The organism is Microbacterium sp. AC215 (assembly GCF_979258645.1).
The window spans coordinates 2,801,757-2,825,459 of the sequence record NZ_OZ409869.1; the positions used below are offsets into that span (position 1 = coordinate 2,801,757).

General features: G+C 69.1%; 20 protein-coding genes, 1 rRNA gene and 1 pseudogene. 14 read left to right on the forward strand and 8 right to left on the reverse strand.

The window, feature by feature from the left end:
• The first annotated feature begins 82 nt into the window (after positions 1-82).
• Positions 83-200, forward strand: a 5S ribosomal RNA gene (gene rrf, locus ACZZZF_RS13600).
• Positions 201-316: 116 nt separating this feature from the next.
• On the opposite strand, the gene ACZZZF_RS13605 is transcribed toward rrf, so the two are convergent.
• Entirely contained in the window at positions 317-1,093 is a 777-nt protein-coding gene (locus ACZZZF_RS13605; protein WP_463498852.1) for an IclR family transcriptional regulator, read from the reverse strand.
• A 52-nt stretch (positions 1,094-1,145) separates the two neighbouring features.
• Here ACZZZF_RS13605 and hutH point away from each other — a divergent pair, with 52 nt between their 5' ends.
• From hutH to ACZZZF_RS13625, 4 genes are read left to right on the forward strand one after another with little or no spacing between them, the layout of a single operon-like run.
• Positions 1,146-2,687 carry a histidine ammonia-lyase gene (gene hutH, locus ACZZZF_RS13610; RefSeq protein WP_463498855.1) on the forward strand — a complete coding sequence of 514 codons (1,542 nt, stop codon included), beginning with the start codon at positions 1,146-1,148 and terminating at the stop codon, positions 2,685-2,687.
• Positions 2,680-4,359 (forward strand): urocanate hydratase, encoded by a 1,680-nt coding sequence (gene hutU / locus ACZZZF_RS13615; protein ID WP_056279137.1) that lies wholly within the window; start codon positions 2,680-2,682, stop codon positions 4,357-4,359. Before hutH ends, hutU begins: the two co-directional genes overlap by 8 nt.
• Positions 4,356-5,573 carry an imidazolonepropionase gene (hutI, locus tag ACZZZF_RS13620; protein WP_463498858.1) on the forward strand — a complete coding sequence of 406 codons (1,218 nt, stop codon included), beginning with the start codon at positions 4,356-4,358 and terminating at the stop codon, positions 5,571-5,573. Before hutU ends, hutI begins: the two co-directional genes overlap by 4 nt.
• The gene (locus ACZZZF_RS13625; protein ID WP_463498861.1) at positions 5,554-6,459 is read left to right on the forward strand and encodes an arginase family protein; all 906 of its coding nucleotides are present in this window, start codon (positions 5,554-5,556) and stop codon (positions 6,457-6,459) included. Before hutI ends, ACZZZF_RS13625 begins: the two co-directional genes overlap by 20 nt.
• A 22-nt stretch (positions 6,460-6,481) precedes the next feature.
• Here the strand turns inward: ACZZZF_RS13625 and cls are convergent, their stop codons facing one another.
• Complete coding sequence (gene cls / locus ACZZZF_RS13630) at positions 6,482-7,942, reverse strand: cardiolipin synthase (protein ID WP_463498864.1); 1,461 nt, start codon at positions 7,940-7,942, stop codon at positions 6,482-6,484.
• A gap of 135 nt (positions 7,943-8,077) precedes the next feature.
• Positions 8,078-9,355 carry a DUF445 domain-containing protein gene (locus ACZZZF_RS13635; RefSeq protein WP_463498867.1) on the reverse strand — a complete coding sequence of 426 codons (1,278 nt, stop codon included), beginning with the start codon at positions 9,353-9,355 and terminating at the stop codon, positions 8,078-8,080.
• A 127-nt stretch (positions 9,356-9,482) separates the two neighbouring features.
• Between ACZZZF_RS13635 and ACZZZF_RS13640 the strand changes: the two genes are divergently transcribed.
• The 3 genes from ACZZZF_RS13640 to ACZZZF_RS13650 are packed head-to-tail and all read left to right on the forward strand — an operon-like array spanning position 9,483 to position 10,476.
• Positions 9,483-9,764 carry a type II toxin-antitoxin system prevent-host-death family antitoxin gene (locus ACZZZF_RS13640; protein ID WP_053099257.1) on the forward strand — a complete coding sequence of 94 codons (282 nt, stop codon included), beginning with the start codon at positions 9,483-9,485 and terminating at the stop codon, positions 9,762-9,764.
• On the forward strand, positions 9,761-10,174 hold the full coding sequence (locus tag ACZZZF_RS13645) for a PIN domain-containing protein (RefSeq protein WP_463498870.1): 414 nt from the start codon (positions 9,761-9,763) through the stop codon (positions 10,172-10,174). The genes ACZZZF_RS13640 and ACZZZF_RS13645 overlap by 4 nt, the downstream gene beginning before the upstream one ends.
• 29 nt (positions 10,175-10,203) lie before the next feature.
• Positions 10,204-10,476 (forward strand): metal-sensitive transcriptional regulator, encoded by a 273-nt coding sequence (locus tag ACZZZF_RS13650; RefSeq protein ID WP_053097810.1) that lies wholly within the window; start codon positions 10,204-10,206, stop codon positions 10,474-10,476.
• A 22-nt stretch (positions 10,477-10,498) separates the two neighbouring features.
• Here the strand turns inward: ACZZZF_RS13650 and ACZZZF_RS13655 are convergent, their stop codons facing one another.
• A complete protein-coding gene (locus ACZZZF_RS13655) occupies positions 10,499-12,046 on the reverse strand; it encodes an amino acid permease (RefSeq protein ID WP_463498873.1) in 1,548 nt (515 codons plus the stop codon).
• Positions 12,047-12,202: 156 nt separating this feature from the next.
• Between ACZZZF_RS13655 and ACZZZF_RS13660 the strand changes: the two genes are divergently transcribed.
• Genes ACZZZF_RS13660 through ACZZZF_RS13680 form a run of 5 tightly spaced genes read left to right on the forward strand, consistent with a single transcriptional unit; the run spans position 12,203 to position 17,238 of the window.
• Positions 12,203-13,558 (forward strand): glutamine synthetase family protein, encoded by a 1,356-nt coding sequence (locus ACZZZF_RS13660; protein ID WP_053097806.1) that lies wholly within the window; start codon positions 12,203-12,205, stop codon positions 13,556-13,558.
• Positions 13,539-14,291: a gamma-glutamyl-gamma-aminobutyrate hydrolase family protein gene (locus ACZZZF_RS13665; protein ID WP_463498876.1), complete on the forward strand. Its 753-nt coding sequence runs from the start codon at positions 13,539-13,541 to the stop codon at positions 14,289-14,291. Before ACZZZF_RS13660 ends, ACZZZF_RS13665 begins: the two co-directional genes overlap by 20 nt.
• On the forward strand, positions 14,288-15,649 hold the full coding sequence (locus tag ACZZZF_RS13670) for an aldehyde dehydrogenase family protein (protein WP_463498879.1): 1,362 nt from the start codon (positions 14,288-14,290) through the stop codon (positions 15,647-15,649). The genes ACZZZF_RS13665 and ACZZZF_RS13670 overlap by 4 nt, the downstream gene beginning before the upstream one ends.
• A gap of 47 nt (positions 15,650-15,696) precedes the next feature.
• Positions 15,697-16,476: a 3-oxoacyl-ACP reductase gene (locus ACZZZF_RS13675; protein ID WP_463498882.1), complete on the forward strand. Its 780-nt coding sequence runs from the start codon at positions 15,697-15,699 to the stop codon at positions 16,474-16,476.
• A gap of 33 nt (positions 16,477-16,509) precedes the next feature.
• Positions 16,510-17,238: a FadR/GntR family transcriptional regulator gene (locus ACZZZF_RS13680; RefSeq protein WP_072591934.1), complete on the forward strand. Its 729-nt coding sequence runs from the start codon at positions 16,510-16,512 to the stop codon at positions 17,236-17,238.
• Positions 17,239-17,272: 34 nt separating this feature from the next.
• On the opposite strand, the gene ACZZZF_RS13685 is transcribed toward ACZZZF_RS13680, so the two are convergent.
• On the reverse strand, positions 17,273-18,661 hold the full coding sequence (locus ACZZZF_RS13685) for an aminotransferase class III-fold pyridoxal phosphate-dependent enzyme (RefSeq protein WP_463498885.1): 1,389 nt from the start codon (positions 18,659-18,661) through the stop codon (positions 17,273-17,275).
• Between the two features lie 36 nt (positions 18,662-18,697).
• Positions 18,698-20,182 carry a CoA-acylating methylmalonate-semialdehyde dehydrogenase gene (locus ACZZZF_RS13690; protein ID WP_056279153.1) on the reverse strand — a complete coding sequence of 495 codons (1,485 nt, stop codon included), beginning with the start codon at positions 20,180-20,182 and terminating at the stop codon, positions 18,698-18,700.
• Between the two features lie 99 nt (positions 20,183-20,281).
• Between ACZZZF_RS13690 and ACZZZF_RS13695 the strand changes: the two genes are divergently transcribed.
• On the forward strand, positions 20,282-21,820 hold the full coding sequence (locus ACZZZF_RS13695) for a PucR family transcriptional regulator (protein WP_447648218.1): 1,539 nt from the start codon (positions 20,282-20,284) through the stop codon (positions 21,818-21,820).
• Between the two features lies 1 nt (position 21,821).
• On the opposite strand, the pseudogene ACZZZF_RS13700 reads toward ACZZZF_RS13695, so the two are convergent.
• Positions 21,822-23,215 (reverse strand): annotated as a pseudogene (locus tag ACZZZF_RS13700) (aspartate aminotransferase family protein).
• Positions 23,212-23,679 (reverse strand): Lrp/AsnC family transcriptional regulator, encoded by a 468-nt coding sequence (locus tag ACZZZF_RS13705; protein ID WP_053097793.1) that lies wholly within the window; start codon positions 23,677-23,679, stop codon positions 23,212-23,214. Before ACZZZF_RS13705 ends, ACZZZF_RS13700 begins: the two are co-directional and overlap by 4 nt.
• Between the last annotated feature and the right edge of the window lie 24 nt (positions 23,680-23,703).

The window sequence follows — 23,703 nt, forward strand, 5'->3', positions numbered from 1 at the left end:
CTGAGTGGTTCTCGATGTACGGTCGAGAACCCTACAGACAACAATGATTTGTCTATAGGTTTGATTGAAACATCAATAGTGTTTCGGCGGCCATAGCGTGAGGGAAACGCCCGGTTTACATTCCGAACCCGGAAGCTAAGCCTCACAGCGCCGATGGTACTGCAGGGGGGACCCTGTGGGAGAGTAGGACACCGCCGGACTTCTTTTACACAGAAAAGCCACCCAATGTTGGGTGGCTTTTCTGCGTTAACGTGTGCGCAAACGCAAGCGCAAGCGCAGTCGTCGACTGATCGGGCGCAGCAGAGAATGCGCCGCCTCAGCGCTTGAGCCGTGACTCGAGTACGGACGCCGTCTCGATCACGGCGTCCGCGAGGATACGCTCATCGAGCTCGCCGCCGGCCCAGGTCACAGCGACCGCGGCCACGGGCCAGCCCGCATGATCGCGGACGACGGCGCCGACGCTGCGCAGTCCGTCTGCCACCTCGCTGTCCTCGGTCGCATAGCCGCGTTCACGAACGGTGCGCAGCAGCTCGCGCAGTTCGCCCGGCTTCCGGGGGCCGCGTCCCGTACGGTCGGGGAACGCAGACGCGCTCGGATACAGTGCGCGCACCTGCTCGCGGGGGAGCGCAGCCAGCATGGCCCGCCCCGAGGCGGTGAGATGCGCGGGCAGGCGGACGCCGACATCCGTCACGAGAGCCTGCCGTCGGGGAGCGCGCTCCTCGACGATATAGAGCACGTCGCCGCCGCTCATCACCGCCAGGTGGGTGCTCTCCCCGAGACGATCTGAGAGGGCGGCCACAAGAGGCCGCCCGATGCGCGCGAGCGGCTGCTGCCGCGCGTATCCGCCGGCGAGTTCGAATGCCGAGGTGCCGAGGCCCCAGCGCCGGTCTTCCTTCATGTGCAGCACGAACCCGTGCGCAGCGAGGGTCGTGAGCAGGTGATAGACGGTCGACCGGGGCAGCTCGAGTTCGCGGGCGATCGCCGAGGCGGCGACGGGCGCGGGGCGCCCGGCCAGATAGCTCAGGATCCGCAGCGTGTTGTGGGCGGCGGGCACCTGCGCGGCGGCCACTTCATTGTCTGGGATCACAGACACAGGATGTCACGATCACCTGCCACGCGCGACCCGTCGGGTGTGGAATCGAGACATGACCGATCTTCCCGCCGTTCTCGTCGGCGATGCACCCCTGAGCCCCGCCGACGTCGTCGCCGTGGCGCGCCATGGCGCGAGCGTTACGATCAGCTCCGCCGCTCTCGACCGGGTCGCGGAGACGCGGCGCGTGATCGACGGACTCGCGGCAGATCCGCACCCGCACTACGGCGTCTCGACGGGTTTCGGCGCGCTCGCGACGACGTTCATCGCCCCCGACCGCCGCCTTCAGCTGCAGGCGAGCCTCATCCGCTCGCACGCGGCCGGCACCGGCGCGGAGGTCGAACGCGAGGTCGTCCGCGGCCTGCAGCTACTGCGCCTTCAGACGCTCTCCTCCGGCCGGACGGGTGTTCGCCCCGTCGTGGTCGAGACCTACGCTGCTCTGCTGAACGCGGGCATCACCCCGATCGTGCGCGAATACGGATCGCTGGGGTGTTCCGGTGACCTCGCCCCGCTCGCGCACATCGCGCTCGCGGCGATGGGAGAGGGCGATGTCCGTGACGCCGAGGGGACGCTCATCCCGGCATCCGACGCGCTGGCCGCTGCCGGCATCCATCCCCTCACTCTCGTCGAGAAGGAAGGCCTCGCGCTCATCAACGGCACCGACGGCATGCTCGGCATGCTCGTGCTGGCGCTGCACGACCTCGAGACGCTGCTCGTGACGGCCGACATGGCGGCGGCGATGTCGGTCGAGTCGCAGCTCGGCACGGATGCCGTCTTCGCGGCCGACCTCATGGCGCTGCGACCGCAGTCCGGCCAGGCCGAGTCGGCGGCGAACCTGCGGGCCTTCCTGCACGATTCGCCGATCGTGCACAGCCACAAGGGACCGGAGGACGGGCGCGTGCAGGACGCGTACTCCCTGCGCTGTTCGCCGCAGGCCCACGGCACCGCGCGCGACACGATGGGCTACGCATCGACCATCGCCGAGCGCGAGCTCGCCAGCGTCATCGACAACCCGGTGATCACGGTCGATGGGCGCATCGAGTCGAACGGCAACTTCCACGGTGCACCGGTCGCAGCGGTGCTGGACTTCCTGGCCATCTCGGTCGCCGACGTGGCCTCCATCTCCGAGCGCCGCACCGACCGCGCGCTCGATCCGGCACGCAACCACGGGCTGCCGCCCTTCCTCGCCGACGAGGTCGGTGTCGACTCGGGGCTGATGATCGCGCAGTACGCGGCGGCTGGAATCGTCTCGGAGCTCAAGCGGCTCGCCGTTCCGGCATCCGTCGATTCCATCCCGTCCTCGGCGATGCAGGAGGACCACGTCTCGATGGGGTGGGCTGCTGCTCGCAAGCTGCGCCGTGCGATCGACGGCCTCGGCCGTGTCATCGCGATCGAGGTGCTCACCGGTGCTCGTGCGCTGGATCTGCGCGCTCCGCTGCAGGCCGGCCCCGCGACCGGAGCGGTGCGCGACCTGGTGCGCACGGTCGCCGCGGGCCCCGGACCCGACCGATTCCTCTCACCCGACATGGAGGCCGTGACTGCACTCGTGCAGTCCGGCGCCATCGCCCGCATCGCAAAGGAGCACGCGAATGACTGACATCACGACGGATACGACTCCGACCACCGGGCCGCGCACGGTTCGCGCCGCCCGTGGCAACCAGCGCACCGCCAAGAGCTGGGGTGCGGAGGCGGCGAAGCGGATGCTGATGAACAACCTCGACGCCGAGGTCGCCGAGCACCCCGAAGACCTCGTCGTCTACGGCGGTACGGGCAAGGCGGCGCGCAGCTGGGAGGCGTACGACGCGATCGTCCGCACGCTCGATGAGCTCGAGCCGGACGAGACGCTGCTCGTGCAGTCGGGCAAGCCGGTCGGCGTCTTCCGCACGCACGAGTGGGCGCCGCGCGTGCTGATCGCCAACTCGAACCTCGTGGGCGACTGGGCCAACTGGCCCGAGTTCCGCAAGCTCGAAGAGCTCGGTCTGATCATGTACGGCCAGATGACCGCGGGGTCGTGGATCTACATCGGCACCCAGGGCATTCTGCAGGGCACGTACGAGACGTTCTCCGCGGTCGCCCGCTCGCTGGGCAAGGACTCGCTCAAGGGAACGCTGACGCTGACCGGCGGTGCGGGTGGCATGGGCGGCGCTCAGCCACTCGCGGTGACGCTCAACGACGGCGCCGTGCTGATCGTCGACGTCGACGAATCGCGTCTCGCCCGTCGTGTGCAGCACGGCTACCTCGACGAGTACACCACCGATCTCGATGCGGCGATCGCGCGGGTCGTCGCGGCGAAGGATGCGGGCGAAGCGCTCTCGGTGGGCGTGGTCGGCAACGCGGCCGAGGTCTTCCCCGAACTGCTGCGTCGCGGGGTGCCGATCGACATCGTCACCGATCAGACCAGCGCGCACGACCCGCTCGCCTACCTGCCGGTCGGCATGGCCGTCGCCGACTGGAAGTCCGAGGCCGAGCGGGATGCGGAGGAGTTCACCCGCCGCTCGCGCGAGTCGATGGCTCAGCATGTCGCGGCCATGGTCGCGTTCCAGGATGCCGGGGCCGCGGTCTTCGACTACGGCAACTCGATCCGGGCCGAGGCGCAGCTCGGCGGATTCGATCGCGCCTTCGAGTTCCCGGGCTTCGTGCCGGCGTACATCCGCCCGCAGTTCGAAGAGGGTCGCGGACCCTTCCGCTGGGCGGCGCTCTCGGGCGACCCCGAGGACATCTACAAGACCGACCGTGCGATCGCCGAGCTGTTCCCCGAAGACAAGGCTCTCCACCGCTGGCTCGAGAAGGCCGGCGAGAAGGTGCACTTCGAGGGCCTGCCCGCGCGCATCTGCTGGCTCGGATACAAGGAGCGCCACCTCGCCGGCCTCAGGTTCAACGAGATGGTGGCCTCGGGGGAGCTGGCCGCGCCGATCGTGATCGGCCGCGACCACCTCGACTCCGGCTCCGTGGCGTCGCCGTATCGTGAGACGGAGGCCATGAAGGACGGCTCGGATGCGATCGCCGACTGGCCCCTGCTGAACGCGCTGCTCAACACGGCATCCGGTGCATCGTGGGTGTCGCTGCACCATGGCGGCGGAGTCGGCATCGGGCGCTCGATCCATGCAGGGCAGGTGACCGTCGCCGACGGATCGGCGCTCGCCGCCGAGAAGCTCGAACGCGTGCTCACCAACGATCCGGGCACTGGCGTCATGCGCCATGTCGACGCCGGATACGAGCACGCTCGGGACATCGCCCGTGAGCGTGGACTCAAGGTGCCGATGCTGTGAGCACCTCGCTGATCACGAACATCGCCGAGCTGACGACCAACGTCGCCTCGCCCGACGGCGACCGCTTCGGCACGCTCGTCGACGCGGCAGTGCTCATCGACGGCGAGCGGATCGCATGGGTCGGGTCCGCCGCGGATGCGCCGGAGGCCGACGTCGTCCTCGACGCGGCGGGTCGCGCCGTCATCCCCGGTTTCGTCGACAGCCACAGCCACCTGGTCTTCGGAGGCGACCGCGCCGCGGAGTTCGAGGCCCGGATGGCGGGGCAGCGATACGCCGCCGGCGGCATCCGCTCGACCGTGGTCGCGACACGAGCGGCGAGCGACGACGAGCTGCGCGCGCGTCTGCGGGGATTCGTCGACGAGATGCTCGCCCAGGGCACCACGACGGTCGAGATCAAGAGCGGCTATGGCCTGAGCGTGCGAGACGAGGAGCGCCTGGTGCGCCTCGCGGCGGAAGTCACGCCCGAGGTCACCTTCCTCGGAGCGCACGTGGTGCCGGTGGAGTACGCCGACCGCGCGGACGAGTACGTCGACCTGGTGACAGGGCCGATGCTCGACGCGTGCGCTCCGCATGCGAAGTGGATCGACGTGTTCTGTGAGACGGGTGCGTTCTCGGTCGAGCAGTCGCGAAAGGTGCTCGAGGCGGGCATCGCCCAGGGGCTCGTTCCCCGAGTGCATGCGAGTCAGCTCGGCCCGGGTGAGGGAGTACGCCTCGCCGTCGACCTCGGCGCGGCATCCGTCGACCACGGCACCTACCTGACCGACCCTGACATCGAGGCGCTGGCGGCATCCGACACGGTGCTCACGCTGCTCCCCGGGGTGGAGTTCTCGACGCGCCAGCCGTATCCCGACGCGCGACGACTCATCGATGCGGGCGTGACGGTGGCGATCGCCTGCGACACGAATCCAGGATCGAGCTTCACGTCGTCGATGCCGTTCTGCATCGCGATCGCGGTCCGCGACATGGGCCTGACTCCCGCCGAGGCGGTGTGGGCGGCGACCGCCGGGGGCGCTCTGGCGCTGCGCCGCGACGATGTCGGCGTGATCACGCCGGGCGCGCGGGCGGACCTCGTGCTGCTGTCGGCGCCGACCCGCATCCATCTCGCCTACCGACCCGGAGTCCCGCTCGTCGAGCGGGTGTGGAAGGACGGCGTCGGGGTCTTCGCGGCACCCGGAACGGCAGAGGGGAGGAATCATGGCACTGTCGCACGATGAGCTCTGGCCGCGCGCGGGCTCCTGGCCCGGGTTCGAGACAGGCGATGACGCGGATGCCGTGCTGCTCGGCGTGCCGACCTGGCGAACCTCGCTGTCACCGACCGGAGCACACGCGACGCCCGCCGCGATCCGCGAGGCGCTCACCCGGTACAGCGCGACGCTCATGGGGCCGCCCGTGGTCGATCTCGGGGCGGCACTCCGCGTGCTCGATGCCGGGGACGTCGACGAGCCGGACGGCGAGGACGGCATCGCGACCACCGTCCGGCGCGTGCGCGAGCTCGCTGACGCCACCCGTCTCGTCATCGCACTCGGGGGCGACAACGCCCTGACCTATCCGGTCGCGCGCGGTGCCGGGGCCACCGGCCTCATCACCATCGACGCGCACTTCGATCTGCGTGACGGCATCTCGAACGGATCGCCCGTCCGTCGGCTGATCGAAGACGCGCCCGATGGCGAGAGGATCGACCCGACGAGGATCGTCCAGATCGGCATCGCGGACTTCGCGAACTCCGCCGCCTACGCGGCGCGTGCCGCCGAGTGGGGAATCCGCGTGATCACCCTCGACGAGGTTCGCCGCCGGGGCATCGAGGACGTCGTCGCGGAGGCGACGCGCATCGCCGGAGCGGGTGCCGCCGCCCGCATCCACCTCGACGTCGACGTCGACGCGGTCGACCGTTCCGCGGCGCCGGGCTGCCCGGCATCCGTTCCCGGCGGCTTCGCCGCGTGGGAGCTGCGCCACCTCGTGCGCGCGATCGTCGGCGACCCGCGTGTGGTCAGCGCCGACATCGCCGAGGTCGATGCGACCGCTGACACCGACGACCTGCGCACGGTGAGGCTCGCCGCGCTGTGCGTGCTCGAGATGCTCGCGGCGCTCGCGTCCCGCTGACACGGCGTCGGGAGAGCGCCACTCAGTTCAGCGCCGATGTCAGCCGGAACAGGCCGTCGAGGAAGGTCGACTTCGCAGGCTCGCGCAGCCATTCGTCGAGTGTCAGCTCCCGCCCGGCGGCGCGGTACTTCTGCTCGACCTGGCGCATCTGCGCGACGAAGGACCCGCCCCGCACCAGCAGCGACATCTCGGCGTTGAGGCTGAAGGAGCGGATGTCCATGTTGCTCGAGCCGATCACGGCGATGTCGTCGTCGATCGAGAAGTGCTTGGCGTGCAGGATGTACGGCGCGGGGTAGAGGAAGATGCGCACTCCGGCTCGCAGCAGCGTCTCGTAGTACGACCGCTGTGCGTGATAGACCATCGCCTGGTCGCCGAGCTCCGATACGAACAGCTGCACGTCGAGTCCGCGCTGGCATGCCGTGGTGATGGCATAGATCATCGCCTCGTCGGGCACGAAGTACGGGCTCGTCAGGATGACCTTCTCGGTCGCGCCGTGGATGAGCGAGAGGAACATCCGCAGATTGTTCTCGGTGCCGTATGCCGGCCCGCTCGGCACCATCTGGCAGTGCAGATCGGCGGGTGGAGGTGCGGGAACGGCGGTGGCCGGTACGCGTTCGACCGCGGACAGGTCCTCGCCGGTCTCGATGAGCCAGTCCGACAGGAACACCGCATCGACCTGGGCGACGACCGGTCCGTCGACGCGCGACACCAGCTCCTGCCACATGAGGCCGCGTCTGATGTTCTTCTCCGAGTTGTAGTCGCGGGAGATGAGATTCTGCGAGCCGACGAAGCCGACGCGGCCGTCGACGACGACGAGTTTGCGGTGGTTGCGCAGATCGGGGCGCTGGTACTCGCCCTTGAGCGGGCGAACCGGCAGCATCCATGCCCACGTCACGCCGACCCTGTCGAGCTCCGCGAAGGTCTCCTCCGACTTCGGGATCTTGCGCGAGGCGATGTAGTCGGCCAGCAGGCGCACCGTCACCCCGCGGGCGACGGCCCTCTCCATCGCGTCGAAGAAGCCCCGGGTCGTCTCGTCGCGCGCCGCGATGTAGAACTCCACGTGCACGTATCGCTCGGCGGAGTCGATGGCTGCGGCCATCGCGTCGATCGATGCCTGGTAGTCGTCGATCAGTTGCGCCGACGAGGCACCGACCATCGGCAGGCCGGTGAGGGCGTGATTCTGCTGCGCGACACGCTGCAGCCACCGCGGAGCCTCGGCATCCGGAAGGCCGAGGGCGCGCTCGGCGATCATCGCCGTGATGCGCTGCTGCTCGTCACGGCGCTTCTTCGGCAGCCGGAAGTCTCCGATCAGCAGGTAGAGCGCGATGCCGATGAAAGGAAGCAGGAACACGAGCAGCAGCCACGCCATCGCCGCGGTGGGCTTGCGATCGCGCGGGATGTAGATCAGCGCGAGCACGTTGATGCAGAACGCCGCGATCGCGAGCACCGACCAGACCAGGTTCGCGGAGAGCAGCGAGTCCATGACTCCTCCTTCGAGGGATGCCGGCATGCCAGAGGGGGTCCCCGTGCGACCTGCGCGAGTGAGGTGCACGCTAGCAGTGGCGCGGCCGCGCCTCCACAGGCCCTCACCCGGAGGGTGCGATGCCGTCCGCGCTGCTCAGACCCCGGGGATCAGCAGGTGCGCGATCGTGAAGATCGCCAGGCCCGCGAGCGCGCCGACGAACGTGCCGTTCAGACGGATGTACTGCAGGTCGCGGCCGACCATGAGCTCGATCTTCTCGGTCGTCTCGACCGGGTCCCATCGCTCGACGGTGTCGGTGATGATCGACGCGATGTCGTGGCGGTAGCGGTCGACGAGGAACACCGCGGCATCCGACACCCACGTGTCGACGCGGTGCTGCAGCGCGGCATCCGTCGTGAGCCTGTCGCCGATCTCCTGCAGAGCCTGTGCTGCCCGCACACGCAGACCGCTGTCGGGGTCGGCGAGGGCGGTGAGAAGTCCGTTCTTCGCCGTGTCCCAGGCCTCGGCGGCGAGGGCGCCCACGCGGGGGCTGTCGAACAGCGACGCCTTGGCGTTCTCGAGCTTGGCCCTCGTCGCGGGGTCGTTCTGCAGGCTGTCGGCGAGGCGGGCGAGGTAGCCGTCGACGGCGATGCGTGCCGGATGCTTCGGGTCGGCCTGCACGGCGCGGACGAACTTGACCGCCTCGTTGTAGGCGGTGTCGTCGACGAATCGGTGGGCGAGCTTCGGCACCCACCCGGGGAGCCTGCGCGAGATGAGTCCCGAGAACGACTCGGCGTTCGCATCCAGCCAGCGGCCGATGCTGTCGGCGGCGAGGTCGACCGCCCCGTGATGCGCATCGGCCTCGACGATCTTCTCGAGCCAGGCGCCGGCGGGCGGTCCCCACTCGGGAGAGACGAGGTGCTCGCGGGCGAGGTCGGTGATGAGGTCGCGCACGTCGTCGTCGCTGAGAGCGTTCAGGACGGCGGTCGCGATCGTCGCCCCCTCGGCCGCCACGCGTTCGGCGTGGGCGGGCTCACGCAGCCATTCACCGGCGCGCTTCGCGATCGCCGTGCTCGCGAGCTTGGTGCGCACGACGCTCGCCTCGAGGAAGTTCGTCTCGACGAACTCGCCCAGCGTGCGGCCGATCTCGTCTTTGCGGTTCGGGATGATCGCGGTGTGCGGAATGGGCAGCCCCAGCGGCCGACGGAAGAGCGCGGTCACGGCGAACCAGTCGGCGAGAGCACCCACCATGCCGCCCTCGGCGGCGGCGCGGACGTAGGCCAACCACGGCTGACGCTCCTGGAAGGCGAACGCGATCACGAACACGACCGCCATGAAGATCAGGGCGCCGAGAGCCACCGCCTTCATGCGGCGAAGAGCGCGAAGTCGTACCTGGTCTGCGGGCGACAGGAGCGCCATCGGGGTTCGCGGCATGACGTCATCCTTTCACGGTGAGTCCTCGCTGAGGTCGGCTTGCAGCGTCCGGTCCGTTCGCCCTTCACCGAGTCCACGCTGTGTAGTACTCTCACTACGGCCCGAAAGGGGGTCCATCGTGTTCACCATGACCGCTCGAGAGTTCAACCAGTCCGTCGCGCGCGCTCAGCGCGTCGCCGACGGGCAGCCCGTGATGATCACGAGACGTGGCGAGCCCGCCTATGTACTGCTGAGCATCGGAGAGTACGAACGCCTCCGGCCCGCCGCTCTGACGGAGGACACGCGATCCTTCCTGGACGTCGTCCGGCCCCTCCCTGAGGGGGCGGATCCCGATGACGTCTTCGGTCAGATCATGGACGAGATCGCCGCCGACAGATCGCGTGACTTCGGACGAGAGATCGACCTGTGACACCGTTCCTGGTCGACACGAAGGTGATCTCGGAGATCCGTCGGCCCAGGCCCGACCTCGGCGTGGCGCGGTGGTTCGGCGCGACGGCTCGGGAGTCCATTCACATCAGCGTGATCACCGGGCTCGAACTCGAGCGCGGCGTCCTCCTGGCGCGGAGACGGGATGCCGTCGCCGCCGCGTCTCTGGAACGGTGGCTGAATTCGGTCAGAAGCGGACTGGTGCACCCCGCTCTCGAGGTGACGCCGGCGATCGCTCAGATCACCGCAGCCATCCAAGTGCCGAACCGGCGTCCGCTCGGCGACTCGCTCATCGCGGCCACCGCGCTGCACCACGGACTGACGCTGGTCACCCGCAACGAGAGAGACTTCGACATCCCGGGACTCGCTGTCCTCAACCCGTTCTCGGGCTGACCGAGGCAGGATCCGAGTACCCTCGAATCGTGATCGAAGACATCAAGAAGCGTGCGCTGCACCGCACCAGCATCCTCGAGGGTCAGATGCGCGGAGTCGCGCGGATGATCGAGAGCGAGGAGTACTGCATGGACATCATCACGCAGTCCCGCGCGATCCAGCGTTCGCTCGAGTCCCTCAACCGCCTGCTGCTCGAGAACCATCTGCGCACGCACGTGACCCACATGTTCGACGAGGGCGGGGAGGAGCGCGACAAGGCCGTCGACGAGCTGCTCAAGGCGTTCGACTTCGACCGCAAGTAACGCCGCGCTCCTCCGCTCCGCGTCAGCGTCCGCCGCCGAACACCTCGCCCTCCATGGCGTCGTAGCCCTCGGCCTGCGGGTCGCCGTGCGAACCGCCTGACAGCGCGTACTCCTCTTCGGGCGAGAGTACGAGGCGGTGCCGGAAGAACAGACCGAATCCGAGCAGGATGATCGCGTAGACGATCGCGATCGCGATGATCGCCGGGCCGAACGTCGGGTTGAGCAGGAAGCCCACGAAGATCAGTGCCGCGATCACCAGGGCGATCACCGCGCCGGGGATGCCCCACGGGCTGACGTACGGACGGTCGACGTTCGGGAACTTCCTGCGCAGGATGATGAACGACACGAGCTGCAGCCCATAGGCGACGACGGCTCCCCAGACGGCGATGTTCAGCACGATCGCGCCGGCGACCGTTCCGGCACCCTCCGAGTCGACGGCCGTGAGCACGTCGAGCACGATCAGCGCGACGAAGCCGACCGCCGCGCCGACAGTGAGCGCGACCCACGGGGTCTGCCGCTTTCCGGTGAGCGAGAGGAAGCGGGGGTAGTAGCCGGCGCGGGACAGTGAGTACATGTTGCGTCCGTAGGCGAACATGATTCCCTGCAGCGACGCGAGCAGGCCGATGAGGGCGAACAGCGCGAGCACGGCGGCGAGCTGGTCGCCGACGATCGCGCGGAAGCCGTCGAGCAGCGGCTCACCGGCGGTGCCGGTGGCCTCGGCGCCGATCACGCCGGTGTTCAGGAACAGCACCAGGAGTCCGGTGACGATCAGGGTGCCGCGGGCCCAGAATCCTGCCTTCGGGATGTCGCGGGTCGGGTTGTGCGACTCCTCGGCCGCGAGCGGGAGCTCCTCGATGCCGAGGAAGAACCACATCGCGAACGGCAGCGCGAACAGGATCGGCAGGACGCCGTGCGGAAGGAACGCGGTCTGGCCCTCGTCGGGGACGATGTCCCACAGGGCATCCCACGAGAACGCGCCGGAGAAGATCGCCATGGCGGAGAACACCAGGATGATGCCGATGGAGATCACGGAGACGACGATCGCGAAGCGGAACGAGATGGCGGCGCCCGCGGAGTTCAGGGCGATGAAGACGACGTAGAGGATGAGGTACCAGACCCAGCCCGGCAGTTCGAGGCCGAGCAGCTCGCTCGTGATGCCGTTGGCATACGACGCCGAGAAATAGACGATCACCGCCGTGGTCGCGACGTACTCGATGGTCTCGGCGGCTCCGGTGACGAGACCGCCCCACGGACCCATGGCCGAGCGGGCGAAGGAGTACGCGCCACCGGTATGCGGCATCGCGGCCGCCATCTCGCCGATCGCGAAGATCATGCCGTAGTACATCGCCACGAGGATGGCGAACGCGATCAGCATCCCGCCGAAACCCGCGAAGTCGATGCCGAAGTTCCAGCCGGAGAAGTCGCCCGAGATCACCGCGGCGACCGCCAGACCCCACAGGCCCCAGACGCCGGCCGACCTCTTCAGCGTCCGTTTCTCGAAGTAGTCACTCCCGGCACGTGTATAGGTCGCTCCGGCGACCTTGCGGGATTCATTGCTCTGCTGGGACATCCGCTCTCCGTTCGCATGCGTGCAGGCGCCGGGTGCACCTTGCGGATGATTGTGACAGTCAATGGTGGTTTCGTCTACCTTTAGACGACGAGTTGATCTACTCTGAGGGCGAAGCCGGTCGGCCGATCGCTTCACCGCACGAGAACGGAGCGTCAGATGTCGGGCAACCTGAGCATCGAACAGCTGGATGCCGGCATCGCCGCCGGTGAGATCGACACGGTGATCGTGGCCTTCGCGGATGCGCAGGGGCGACTGGTCGGCAAACGCGTGTCGGCGCGGCTGTTCCAGGAGGACATCCTGGCTCACGGGGCCGAGGCCTGCGACTACCTGCTGTCGGTCGACGTCGACATGAACACCGTCGACGGCTATGCGATGTCGGGGTGGGACCGCGGCTACGGAGACATGGTGCTGAAGCCCGACGTCGAGACCCTGCGCAACATCCCGTGGCTCGAGGGCACCGCGCTGGTCATGTCCGATCTCGTCTGGCAGAACGGCGAACCCGTCGGGCCCTCGCCCCGGGCGATCCTCGATCGCCAGCGCGACCGTCTCGCCGAGCGGGGCTGGACCGCGTACTCGGGCACCGAGCTCGAGTTCATCGTCTTCGACAACACCTACCGCGACGCCTGGGCGCGCAAGTACGACGGGCTGACACCCGCGACCGACTACAACGTCGACTACAACCTGCTCGCCTCGACCCGCATGGAGCCGCTGCTGCGCGACATCCGCAACAGCATGGATGGTGCCGGGCTCTATTGCGAGGGGGTCAAGGGCGAATGCAACTTCGGTCAGCAGGAGATCGCGTTCCGCTATGCGGAGGTGCGGGAGACCGCCGACCAGCACGCGATCTACAAGAACGGCGCGAAGGAGATCGCCGAGCAGCACGGCAAGGCGCTCACCTTCATGGCCAAGTTCAACGAGCGGGAGGGCAACAGCTGCCACATCCACCTGTCGCTGCGCGACGAGTCGGGTGCCCCGGTCATGGCAGGCGACGGCGAGCACGGCTTCAGTCCCGTGATGGAGCACTGGATCGCCGGCATCCTCGCCACTCTGCGCGAATTCACCCTGCTGCTCGCGCCGAACATCAACTCGTACAAGCGTTTCGCGAAGGGCAGCTTCGCGCCGACCGGTGTGGCATGGGGCATCGACAACCGCACCTGCGCTCTGCGGGTAGTCGGCCATGGATCGGGGCTGCGGGTCGAGAACCGGGTGCCCGGCGGAGATGTGAACCCGTACCTCGCGATCTCGGCGATCATCGCGGGCGGTCTGCACGGCATCGAGAACGAACTGCCGCTGCCCGAGCGCTTCACCGGCAACGCCTACGAGGATGCGGTCGACCACCTGCCGACCACCCTGCGCGAGGCGGCGAAGCTGTTCAGCGAATCGACCATCGCGCGGGCGGCGTTCGGCGACGACGTGGTCGAGCACTATCTGAACCAGGCCCGCATCGAGGTGGAAGCCTACGACGCGGCCGTCACCGACTGGGAGCGCATCCGTGGCTTCGAGCGCCTCTGACCCCGCGCCGCTGATCGGCGTCACGACCTATCTCGAGCGCGCGCAGCAAGGGGTGTGGGATGTCAGGGCCGCGTTCCTGCCGGAGCAGTACCTCACGAGCGTGACCTCGGTCGGCGGCATCGCCCTTCTTCTTCCACCACAGGATCCGGATGCCGCAGATGCGGCGATCTCGGGCATGCACGGCCTCGTGCTCTCCGGCGGGGCGGACGTCGCGCCCGAGCTGTACGGCGAGGACCGGCATCCGCTCACCGACCCCGCGAGGGTCGACCGCGACGCGTGGGAGCTCGCGCTCTTCCAGGCGGCCGAGCGTCGTGGCATCCCGGTGCTCGCCATCTGCCGCGGTCTGCAGCTCGTGAACGTCGCCCGCGGCGGAACCCTGCAGCAGCACCTGCCCGAGTCGCTCGGCACCGAGAAGTACCGCATCGGCGGCGGTGTCTTCGCCGAGAACGACGTCGCGGTGTCGACCGACACACCCCTCGCCGACATCATCGGCGAGACCGAGATGCGGGTGCACAGCTACCACCACCAGGGGGTCGACCGTCTCGGCGAGGGGCTCGTCGCCGCCGCGCATTCGGACGACGGCCTCGTGCAGGCCTTCGTCGACACGTCAGCCGGCCACATCGTCGGCGTCCAATGGCACCCCGAGGAGAACGCCGAGGATCGGCGGCTCTTCACCGATCTCGTCTCACAGGCCCGTGCGTTCGCCGCGCGGCGGAAGGAGGACGCCCGATGAGCGCGTTCACAGTCATCAACCCGTCGACCGGTGCCGCGATCCGTGAGATCGCGCGCGCCGACATCGGAGAGACGGATGCCGCGATCGCCCGCGCGGTCGCAGCGCAGCGACGGTGGGCGGCTCTCGCCCCGGTCGCGCGGGCTGACGCGCTGCGGTCCTTCGCTCGTGCGGTCGAGGCCGCCACGGAGGAGCTCGCACAGCTCGAGGTGCGGAACTCCGGGCATCCGATCGGTTCGGCCCGCTGGGAGGCCGGACACGTCGCGCAGGTGCTCAACTACTACTCGGCCGATCCCGAGCGACTGTCGGGTCGGCAGATCCCGGTGGCCGGCGGACTCGACGTCACCTTCCACGACCCCTACGGCGTGATCGGAGTCATCGTGCCGTGGAACTTCCCGATGACGATCGCGGCGTGGGCGTTCGCGCCGGCGCTCGCCGCAGGCAACGCCGTCGTCCTGAAGCCCGCCGAGCTCACGCCGTTGACAGCCATCCGACTCGGCGAGCTCGCCCTCGAGGCGGGCCTTCCCCAAGGGCTGTTCGAGGTGGTCACCGGGTCGGGATCCGTGGTGGGGCAGCGTCTCGTCGAGCACCCCGACGTCCGCAAGGTCGTGTTCACCGGGTCGACCGAGGTCGGCATCGAGGTCGCCGCCGGCTGCGCACGCGCGCTCAAGCCCGTGACGCTCGAGCTCGGCGGCAAGAGCGCCAACATCGTCTTCGCCGACGCCGACCTCGAGAAGGCCGTCGCCGCGGTGCCCGGCTCGGTGTTCGACAACGCGGGCCAGGACTGCTGCGCCCGCAGCCGGCTGCTCGTGCAGCGATCGGTGTACGACCGGTTCCTCGAGATGCTCGAACCCGCGGTCAGGGCGTGGCGTGTGGGCGACCCGTCGAGTGCCGACACCGACATGGGGCCGCTCATCTCTGCCGCGCATCGCGACACCGTGTCGGGGTTCCTCGACGACGCGAGCATCGCGTTCCGCGGCAGCGCTCCGAGCGGCGACGGATTCTGGTTCGCGCCCGCCGTGGTGCTCGCCGACCCGTCCGACCGGATCGCCCAGCAGGAGGTGTTCGGCCCGGTCGTCGCGGTGATGCCGTTCGAGGACGAGGCCGATGCGATCCGCCTGGCGAACGACACCGCCTACGGTCTCGCCGGGTCGATCTGGACCGAGAGCCTCGGACGGGCCGTGCGCGTCTCGCGCGGCGTGCAGAGCGGCGTGCTCTCGGTGAACTCGCACTCGTCGGTGCGCTACGCGACGCCGTTCGGCGGCATGAAGGCATCCGGACTCGGGCGCGAGCTCGGTCCCGACGCCGCAGAGCACTTCACCGAGACCAAGAACGTCTTCTTCGCGACAGACGAATCCTGACCAGCGACACCCGGCCCGACCATCCCCACCTGCAACGGAGAGCACACATGACCATCGATCTGACCCAGCGCCTCAAGGACCGCGTCGCGATCATCACCGGAGGGGCGAGCGGGATCGGCTTCGCCACCGCTCAGCGCTTCGCGGCCGAAGGCGCGTTCGTCGTCATCGCCGACGTCGACCCCGCCACGGGCGAGAAGGCGGCGGCCGAGGTGGGCGGTGCGTTCCGTCCCGTCGACGTGGCCGACGAGACCATGGTGAACACGCTCTTCGACGGCGTCGCCGCGGAGTTCGGCCGTATCGACATCGCCTTCAACAACGCCGGCATCTCGCCCGCCGACGACGACTCGATCGAGACGACCGAGCTGCCGGCCTGGGATCGCGTGCAGGACGTGAACCTGAAGAGCGTGTACCTGTGCAGCCGTGCGGCACTGCGCCACATGGTGCCGGCGGGTCGCGGATCGATCATCAACACCGCGTCGTTCGTCGCCCTGCTGGGGTCGGCGACCTCGCAGATCAGCTACACCGCGTCGAAGGGCGGCGTGCTGGCGATGTCGCGCGAGCTCGGCGTGCAGTTCGCGCGACACGGCGTGCGGGTGAACGCGCTGTGCCCCGGGCCGGTGAACACGCCGCTGCTGCAGGAGCTCTTCGCCAAGGATCCCGAGCGCGCGCAGCGACGACTCGTGCACGTGCCGATGGGGCGCTTCGCCGAGCCGTCCGAGCTGGCCGCCGCTGTGGCCTTCCTCGCCTCGGACGACTCATCGTTCATCACCGCCAGCGCCTTCGTGGTCGACGGCGGCATCACGAACGCCTACGTCACCCCGCTGTGAAGCGGGACCATGTCTCTGTGACAAGGTGAAAGCATGAGTGAGCACCCTTCCGACGGCGATCTCGTCGAGGTGCGCCGGGCGGTCTACCGGCCGCTTCGCCGAGGCAACGCCCTCGAGGATGCGGTGGCTCGCCTCGTGCAGACCATCCGCCTCGGCGTCGTCGCCCCGGGGGAGTCGCTGCCGCCGGAACGAGAGCTCGCCGCCTCGTTCGGCGTCAGTCGCGACACCGTGCGCGAGGCGATCCGCGAACTCGCCGATACCGGATACCTGGTGCCCAAGCGGGGGCGGTACGGCGGCACGTTCATCGCCGATCCGCTGCCCCAGCCCTCGGATGCCGGGGAGGTCACGGCGGACGAGATCGACGATGTGCTGGGGCTGCGGCGGGTGCTCGAGACGGGAGCGGTGCGGGCTGCGGCGAGCCGGACGCTGGATGCCGCGACCCGCGCCGACCTATGGGCGCGACATGAGGCCGCGCTGCCCGCCGGGCCCGAGGAGTATCGGCGTCTCGACACGCTGCTGCACCTCGCGATCGCGGAGGCGGCCGGTATCCCCTCGCTCGTCGCGCTGGTCGCCGAGAACCGGGCCGACGTCAATGCGTGGCTCGACACATTCCCGCTGATGCCGCGCAACATCCAGCACTCGGGTGAGCAGCATGAGCAGATCGTGACGGCGATCCTCGCCGGGCGGCCCGATGTCGCCGAGGCGGCGATGCGCGATCACCTCGCCGGTTCCGAAGCGCTGCTGCGCGGATTCCTGATCTGAATCCGCGCAGCAGCGGCTGCGCCTCACGGCACTGTCAGCTCATGACTGCCTCGTCGGCGACGGCGAGAGCCTCGTCGAGCACGGCCAGACCGCGCACGAGATCGTCCTCGCCGATCACGAGCGGCGGTGCCACGTGCATGCGGTTGAAGTGCGTGAACGGCCAGACACCCGCCTTCTTGGCGGCGGCGGCGAAGGCGGCGACGGGCGCGGCATCCGCTCCGCTGGCGTTGAACGGCACGAGCGGCTCGCGCGTCTCCTTGTCGCGCACCAGCTCGACGGCCCAGAAGAGCCCGCGGCCGCGTACCTCTCCGACGCTCGGGTGGGTGTCGACCCAGCCGCGCAGGGTCGGCTCGACGATGCGCTCGCCGAGGTCGCGCACCCGCTCGAGGATGCCGTCGCGGCGGAACACCTCGAAGGTCGCGACGCCCGCGGCGCACGCGAGCGGATGCCCGGAGTATGTGAGCCCTCCCGCGAACGGCGTGGTGTCGAAGGCCTTCGCGATGCGCTCGGAGATGACGACGCCGCCGAGCGGCACGTACCCGGAGTTCACGCCTTTCGCGAAGGTGATCAGGTCGGGACGCCCGTCGTACGCGTCGATGCCGAACCACTCGCCGAGGCGGCCGAAGCCGACCATGACCTCGTCCGCGATGTAGACGATGCCGTAGCGGTCGCACAGCTCGCGCACGCCCTGCAGGTAGCCGGGCGGCGGCACGAGCACGCCGTTCGTGCCGACGACGGTCTCGATGATGATCGCCGCGATCGTTGAGGGTCCTTCGAGCTGGATGGTCTGCTCGAGGTGGGCGAGGGCGCGCTCGGACTCCTGCTCCGGCGTCTCGGCGTGGAACGGCGAGCGGTAGAGGTAGGGCCCGAAGAAGCGCACGGCTCCGGAATCCGGTGTGCCGTTCGCCCACCGGCGAGGATCACCCGTCAGCGAGATCGCCGTCGAGGTCGACCCGTGATAGCTGCGGTACATCGACAGCACCTTGTGGCGGCCCGTCGACTGGCGCGCCATGCGCACGGCGTACTCGTTGGCCTCGGCGCCGCCGTTGGTGAAGAAGACCTTCTCGAAGCCCTCGGGCGCGACCTCGACGATGAGTCGGGCGAGCTCGCCCCGCACGTCGTTGGCCATCGCCGGCTGGATGGTCGAGAGGCGACCCGCCTGCTGCTGGATCGCGGCCACGAGGTCGGGATGCTGGTGCCCCAGGTTGAGGTTCACCAGCTGGCTCGAGAAGTCGAGGTAGGCGTTGCCGGCGTAGTCCCAGAACGTCGAGCCCTCACCCGCGGCGACGGGCAGCGGATCGATGAGTCCCTGGGCGCTCCAGGAGTGGAAGACGTGGCCGCGGTCGTCCGCCCGCACCTGCGCCTCGGCCTCGGGGGCGGGGAGCGGATGCGATGCGCCGTGGCGATCGATGAAGTTCGTCATGTCTCGTGTCTCGGTTCTCAGTGTCTGCTCGGGGGCTCAGTGGTTGCTCGGGAAGCCCAGGTCGATCTGCGAGGGCGTGTGGTCGGGCCAGCGCGTCGTGACCACCTTCGACCGAGTGTAGAAGTGCACCGACTCGGGTCCGTAGATGTGCGAGTCGCCGAAGAGCGAGTCCTTCCAGCCGCCGAACGAGTAGGCGCCGATCGGCACGGGGATCGGCACGTTGACGCCGACCATGCCGACCTCGATGTCGAACTCGTACTGACGGGCGGTGCCGCCGTCGCGGGTGAAGATCGCGGTGCCGTTGCCGTACGCGTTCGCGTTGACGAGCTCGACGGCCTCGGCATAGGTCTCGACGCGCACGACCGAGAGCACCGGGCCGAAGATCTCGTCGTCGTAGACCTTCATTCCGGGAGCGACCCGATCGATGAGGCTGACTCCGATGAAGAAGCCGTCGGAGTCGAACTCCTTCGTCGTGCCGTCGACCACGACGGTCGCACCCTCCGCGGTGGCGCCGGTCACGTAGGAGGCGACGCGGTCGCGGTGCTCGCGGGTGATGAGCGGGCCCATCTCGCTCGCGGCGTCCGTGCCCGCGCCGATCGTGAGTCCGTCGATGCGCGAGGCGATCGCTGCGACGAGGTCGTCGGCGATGTCTCCCACCGCGACCAGCACCGAGACGGCCATGCAGCGCTCGCCGGCCGAGCCGTATGCGGCCGAGACCGCGGCGTCGGCCGCGGCGTCGATGTCGGCATCCGGCATCACGACCATGTGGTTCTTCGCGCCGCCCAGAGCCTGCACGCGCTTGCCCGCGTTCGCCGCCCGCTGGTAGATGGAGCGGGCGATCGGGGTCGATCCGACGAAGCTGATCGCGTTCACCCGCGGCGACTCGAGCAGCGCGTCGACGGCCTCCTTGTCGCCGTTCACGACATTGAGCACGCCGTCGGGCAGTCCTGCCTCCTGGAAGAGCTTCGCGATCCAGATGGCCGCCGACGGGTCCTTCTCGCTCGGCTTGAGCACGACCGTGTTGCCGCAGGCGATCGCCGAGGCGACCATCCACAGCGGCACCATGACGGGGAAGTTGAACGGTGTGATCGCCGCGACGACCCCGACGGGCTGCTTGACCGAGTGCACGTCGACGCCGCGCGAGACCTGCTCGCTGCGCTCTCCCTTGAGCAGGTGCACGAGGCCGGCGGCGAACTCGACGTTCTCGATGCCGCGCGAGACCTCGCCGGCGGCGTCCGAGAGCACCTTGCCGTGCTCCGAGGTGACGATCGCCGCGAGCTCGGGTGTGCGCTCCTTGAGCAGCTGACGCAGGCGGAAGAAGACGTCGGCGCGCTTGATGAGGCTCGTCTCGCGCCAGGCGGGCAGAGCGGATGCCGCGGCGGCGATGGCCTGGTCGACCTCGGCGGTCGACGCGAAGGCGACCTGCTTCGACACCTGACCGGTGGCCGGGTCGAAGACCTGTCCCGTGCGCGCCGCGTCGGCGGTCTCTGCTCCATTGATGAGGTGACGGACGATGTCCACGGGGCTCCTTCGTGCTGCGTGATCCGTATCGAACACTCTGACCGAGCAGCGATACGCTGGGTTCTCTCCCATGATCACAGAGCACGAGAGGGCGAACAGGTGTCAGAACGTAGCGACTTCGAGCTGGGTCGGACAGAACGTCCGGACGGCAGCACGTTTCTCAGCGTCTCCGACGTGCTCTCCGAGCCCGCCGTGCAGCAGGGCGGCCCGTCGGTGCTCGTGGGCGGCGCCGCTCTCGATGTCGCCGTGCGGTGGGTGCATGTCTCCGACAGCCCGGACGTCGCGCGGCTTCTCGACGGCGGCGAACTGCTGCTGACCACGGGCGCCGGGTGGCCGAGCGACGTCGAGCAGCTGCGGGACTTCGCGACCAGCCTGCACCGCGCGGGCATCGCCGGCATCGTGTTCGAGCTCGGCACAGCCCGGGAGGCGGTTCCCCAGCCGCTGGTCGACCTGTGTGCGACGGCCGGACTGGCGCTCATCGCGTTGACCCGAGAGGTCAAGTTCGTCGCGGTGACCGAGGCGGTGCATCACGCACTCATCGCCGCGCAGACGCACGCGCTGCACGAGCGGCAGCACCTGCACGAGCTCTTCACCGCGCTGAGCCTGCAGGGCGCGCCGGCCGATGTCGTGGTGTCCGAGACCGCGCGGGCGCTGCGCGCACCGGTGATCCTGGAGAACCTCGCGGGTGAGGTGATCGCGGCCGAGGGGCTCGACTCTCCGATCGCCGACGTCCTGAGCTCGCGTGGCGACGCCGAGCGGGTGCCGGTGCAGGCGCGGGGAGTGCGCTGGGGCACGCTGCTCGCCCAGCCGGGACCGGCTCACCCCGCCGGGCGGGTCACGGTGCTCGAACAGGGGGCGACGGCCCTCGCGTTCGGCTGCATCGCCGACGGCGGCGACACCGAATGGTCGCTGCTCGCGCAGCGCACGGTGATCGATGACCTGCTGGGGGCGCGCTTCGCGAAGGCCGACGACATCGACGCGCGGCTGCGTGCCGGCGGTTTCGCCCTCGCCGACCGGCAGTGCCACGGGATCGTCGCCCGAGGGTCGGCGTCGATCAGCGAGCTCGCGTATCGTGCACGGCAGGCGGGGTTCGCCGTCATGGCGGCCAGGGTCGAGGGCGACGACGTCGCTCTGCTGTCACTTCCGGCATCCGCAGTGCTGTCCGACGAGGTCGTGCTGCGCATCGCCGGTCCCGACCGCGCGGTGTTCGTCGGCCCGGTCGCCGATGACGTCGTCGGACTGCTCGGCTCGCTGCGCGCCGCGCGCGACCTCGCCGACAGCGACCGCGCCGAGGCGGGGGCCAGAGTGCGGCGGGTCGACGATCGCCCGCTCGAGAGGCTCGTCGCCACCCTGCGCGACGATCACCGGCTGCACGAGCACAGCGAGCGGATGCTGGCGCCGCTGATCCGTCACGACCGAGAGCGTCGCGGCGACCTGCTCGCCGTGCTCGCGGCTCTCGTCGCACACCCGGGCAACCGCTCGGCAGCGGCCGCCGCGAGTCACCTGTCGCGGTCGGTGTTCTATCAGCGCCTCACGCTGATCGGCGATCTGCTCGGTGCCGACCTCGACGACGGCGAGACGATCGCGGCGCTCCACCTCGCGCTCCTCGCGAGGCGGCGCACCGCGGTGACCGACTGAGTCAGAGCACCGACTGGGCGTCGGTGAGCACGCTCCGCAGGATCTGCTCGATCTGACGGAACTCCGCGGGTCCCACCGTCAGCGGCGGTGCGAGCTGGATCACGGGGTCGCCGCGGTCGTCGGCACGGCAGTAGAGCCCGGCCTCGAACAGGGCGGGGAGAGGAAGCCGCGCAGCAGCCGCTCGGACTCGTCGTCGTCGAAGGTCTCCCGCGTCGCTTTGTCCTTCACGAGCTCGATGCCGAAGAAGTAGCCGTCTCCGCGCACATCGCCCACGATCGGGATGTCGAGGAGCTTCTCGAGCTCGGCGCGGAACAGGGGCGAGTTCTCGCGCACGTGCTCGTTGAGCCCCTCCTCGTCGAAGATCGCGAGGTTCTCGAGGGCCACGGCCGCCGAGACCGGATGCCCGCCGAACGTGTAGCCGTGCGGGAACGACACGTCGCCCTTCGAGAACGGCTCGTAGATCCGGTCGCTGATGACGGTCGCGCCGATGGGCGAGTAGCCGCTCGTCATGCCCTTGGCGCACGTGATCATGTCGGGCACGTAGCCGAGGCCCGTGCACGCGAAGGTGTGGCCCAGGCGACCGAACGCGCAGATGACCTCGTCCGATACGAGGAGCACGTCGTGGCGGTCGCAGATCTCGCGCACCCTGGCGAAGTATCCGGGAGGAGGCGGGAAGCATCCGCCCGAGTTCTGCACCGGCTCGAGGAAGACCGCGGCGACCGTGTCGGCGCCCTCGAACAGGATCATCTCCTCGATGCGGTCGGCGGCCCAGCGGCCGAAGGCCTCGAGGTCGTCGCTCGGGCCGCCCATCTCGGCCGCGCGGTAGAAGTTGGTGTTCGGCACGCGGAACCCACCCGGGGTGACGGGCTCGAACATGGACTTCATCGCCGGGATGCCGGTGATGGCCAGTGCGCCCTGAGGGGTGCCGTGATAGGCGACCGATCGCGAGATGACCTTGTGCTTGGTGGGCTTGCCCATCAGCTTCCAGTAGTGCTTCGCGAGCTTGAACGCGGTCTCGACCGCCTCGCCGCCGCCCGTCGAGAAGAACACCCGGTTCAGGTCGCCGGGCGCCTCGGCCGCGAGTCGGTCGGCGAGCTCGATGGCGGCCGGGTGCGCATACGACCACAGCGGGAAGAACGACAGCTCGGAAGCCTGCTTCGCCGCGGCCTCGGCGAGGCGACGGCGGCCGTGGCCGGCGTTGACGACGAAGAGACCGGCGAGGCCGTCGAAGTACTCCTTGCCCTTCGAGTCCCAGATGCGGTGACCGTCGCCCTTGACGATGATCGGGACGCCGCTCTTCTCCATCGTGGACTGCCGTGTGAAGTGCATCCACAGGTGGTCCTTGGCCATGGTCTGGAGTTCGGCCTCGGACGGTGTCGGGCGTTGCGTGCTCATCTGGTCCCCCAGTTGTAGAGCTGCTTCTGCAGCTTGGCGTAGATGAAGGTCTCGGTCGACAGGACCCCGTCGATCGGGCGGATGTGATCGTTGATGAGGGCGAGGAGGTCCTCGTCGTCCTCGCAGACGACCTCGGCGAGGATGTCGAACGAGCCGACGGTGATGACGACGTAGTCGATGGCGGCGATCTCGGCGATGGCCTCGGCCACGACCCTCGTGTCGCCCGAGACGCGGACGCCGATCATGGCCTGCCGGGGGAAGCCGAGCTGCATCGGATCGGTCACTGCGACGATCTGCATCACGCCGGACTCGGTGAGCCGCTGCACGCGCTGGCGGACGGCGGCTTCGCTCAGTCCCACCTCTCGCCCGATGTCGGAGTACGAGCGTCGCCCGTCCTCCTGCAGCAGTTCGATGATCGTCTTCGCGACATCGTCCAGTGGGGGGTGCTTCTTCGAGGACGCCATGATGCGATCCTCGCACCGCAGCGG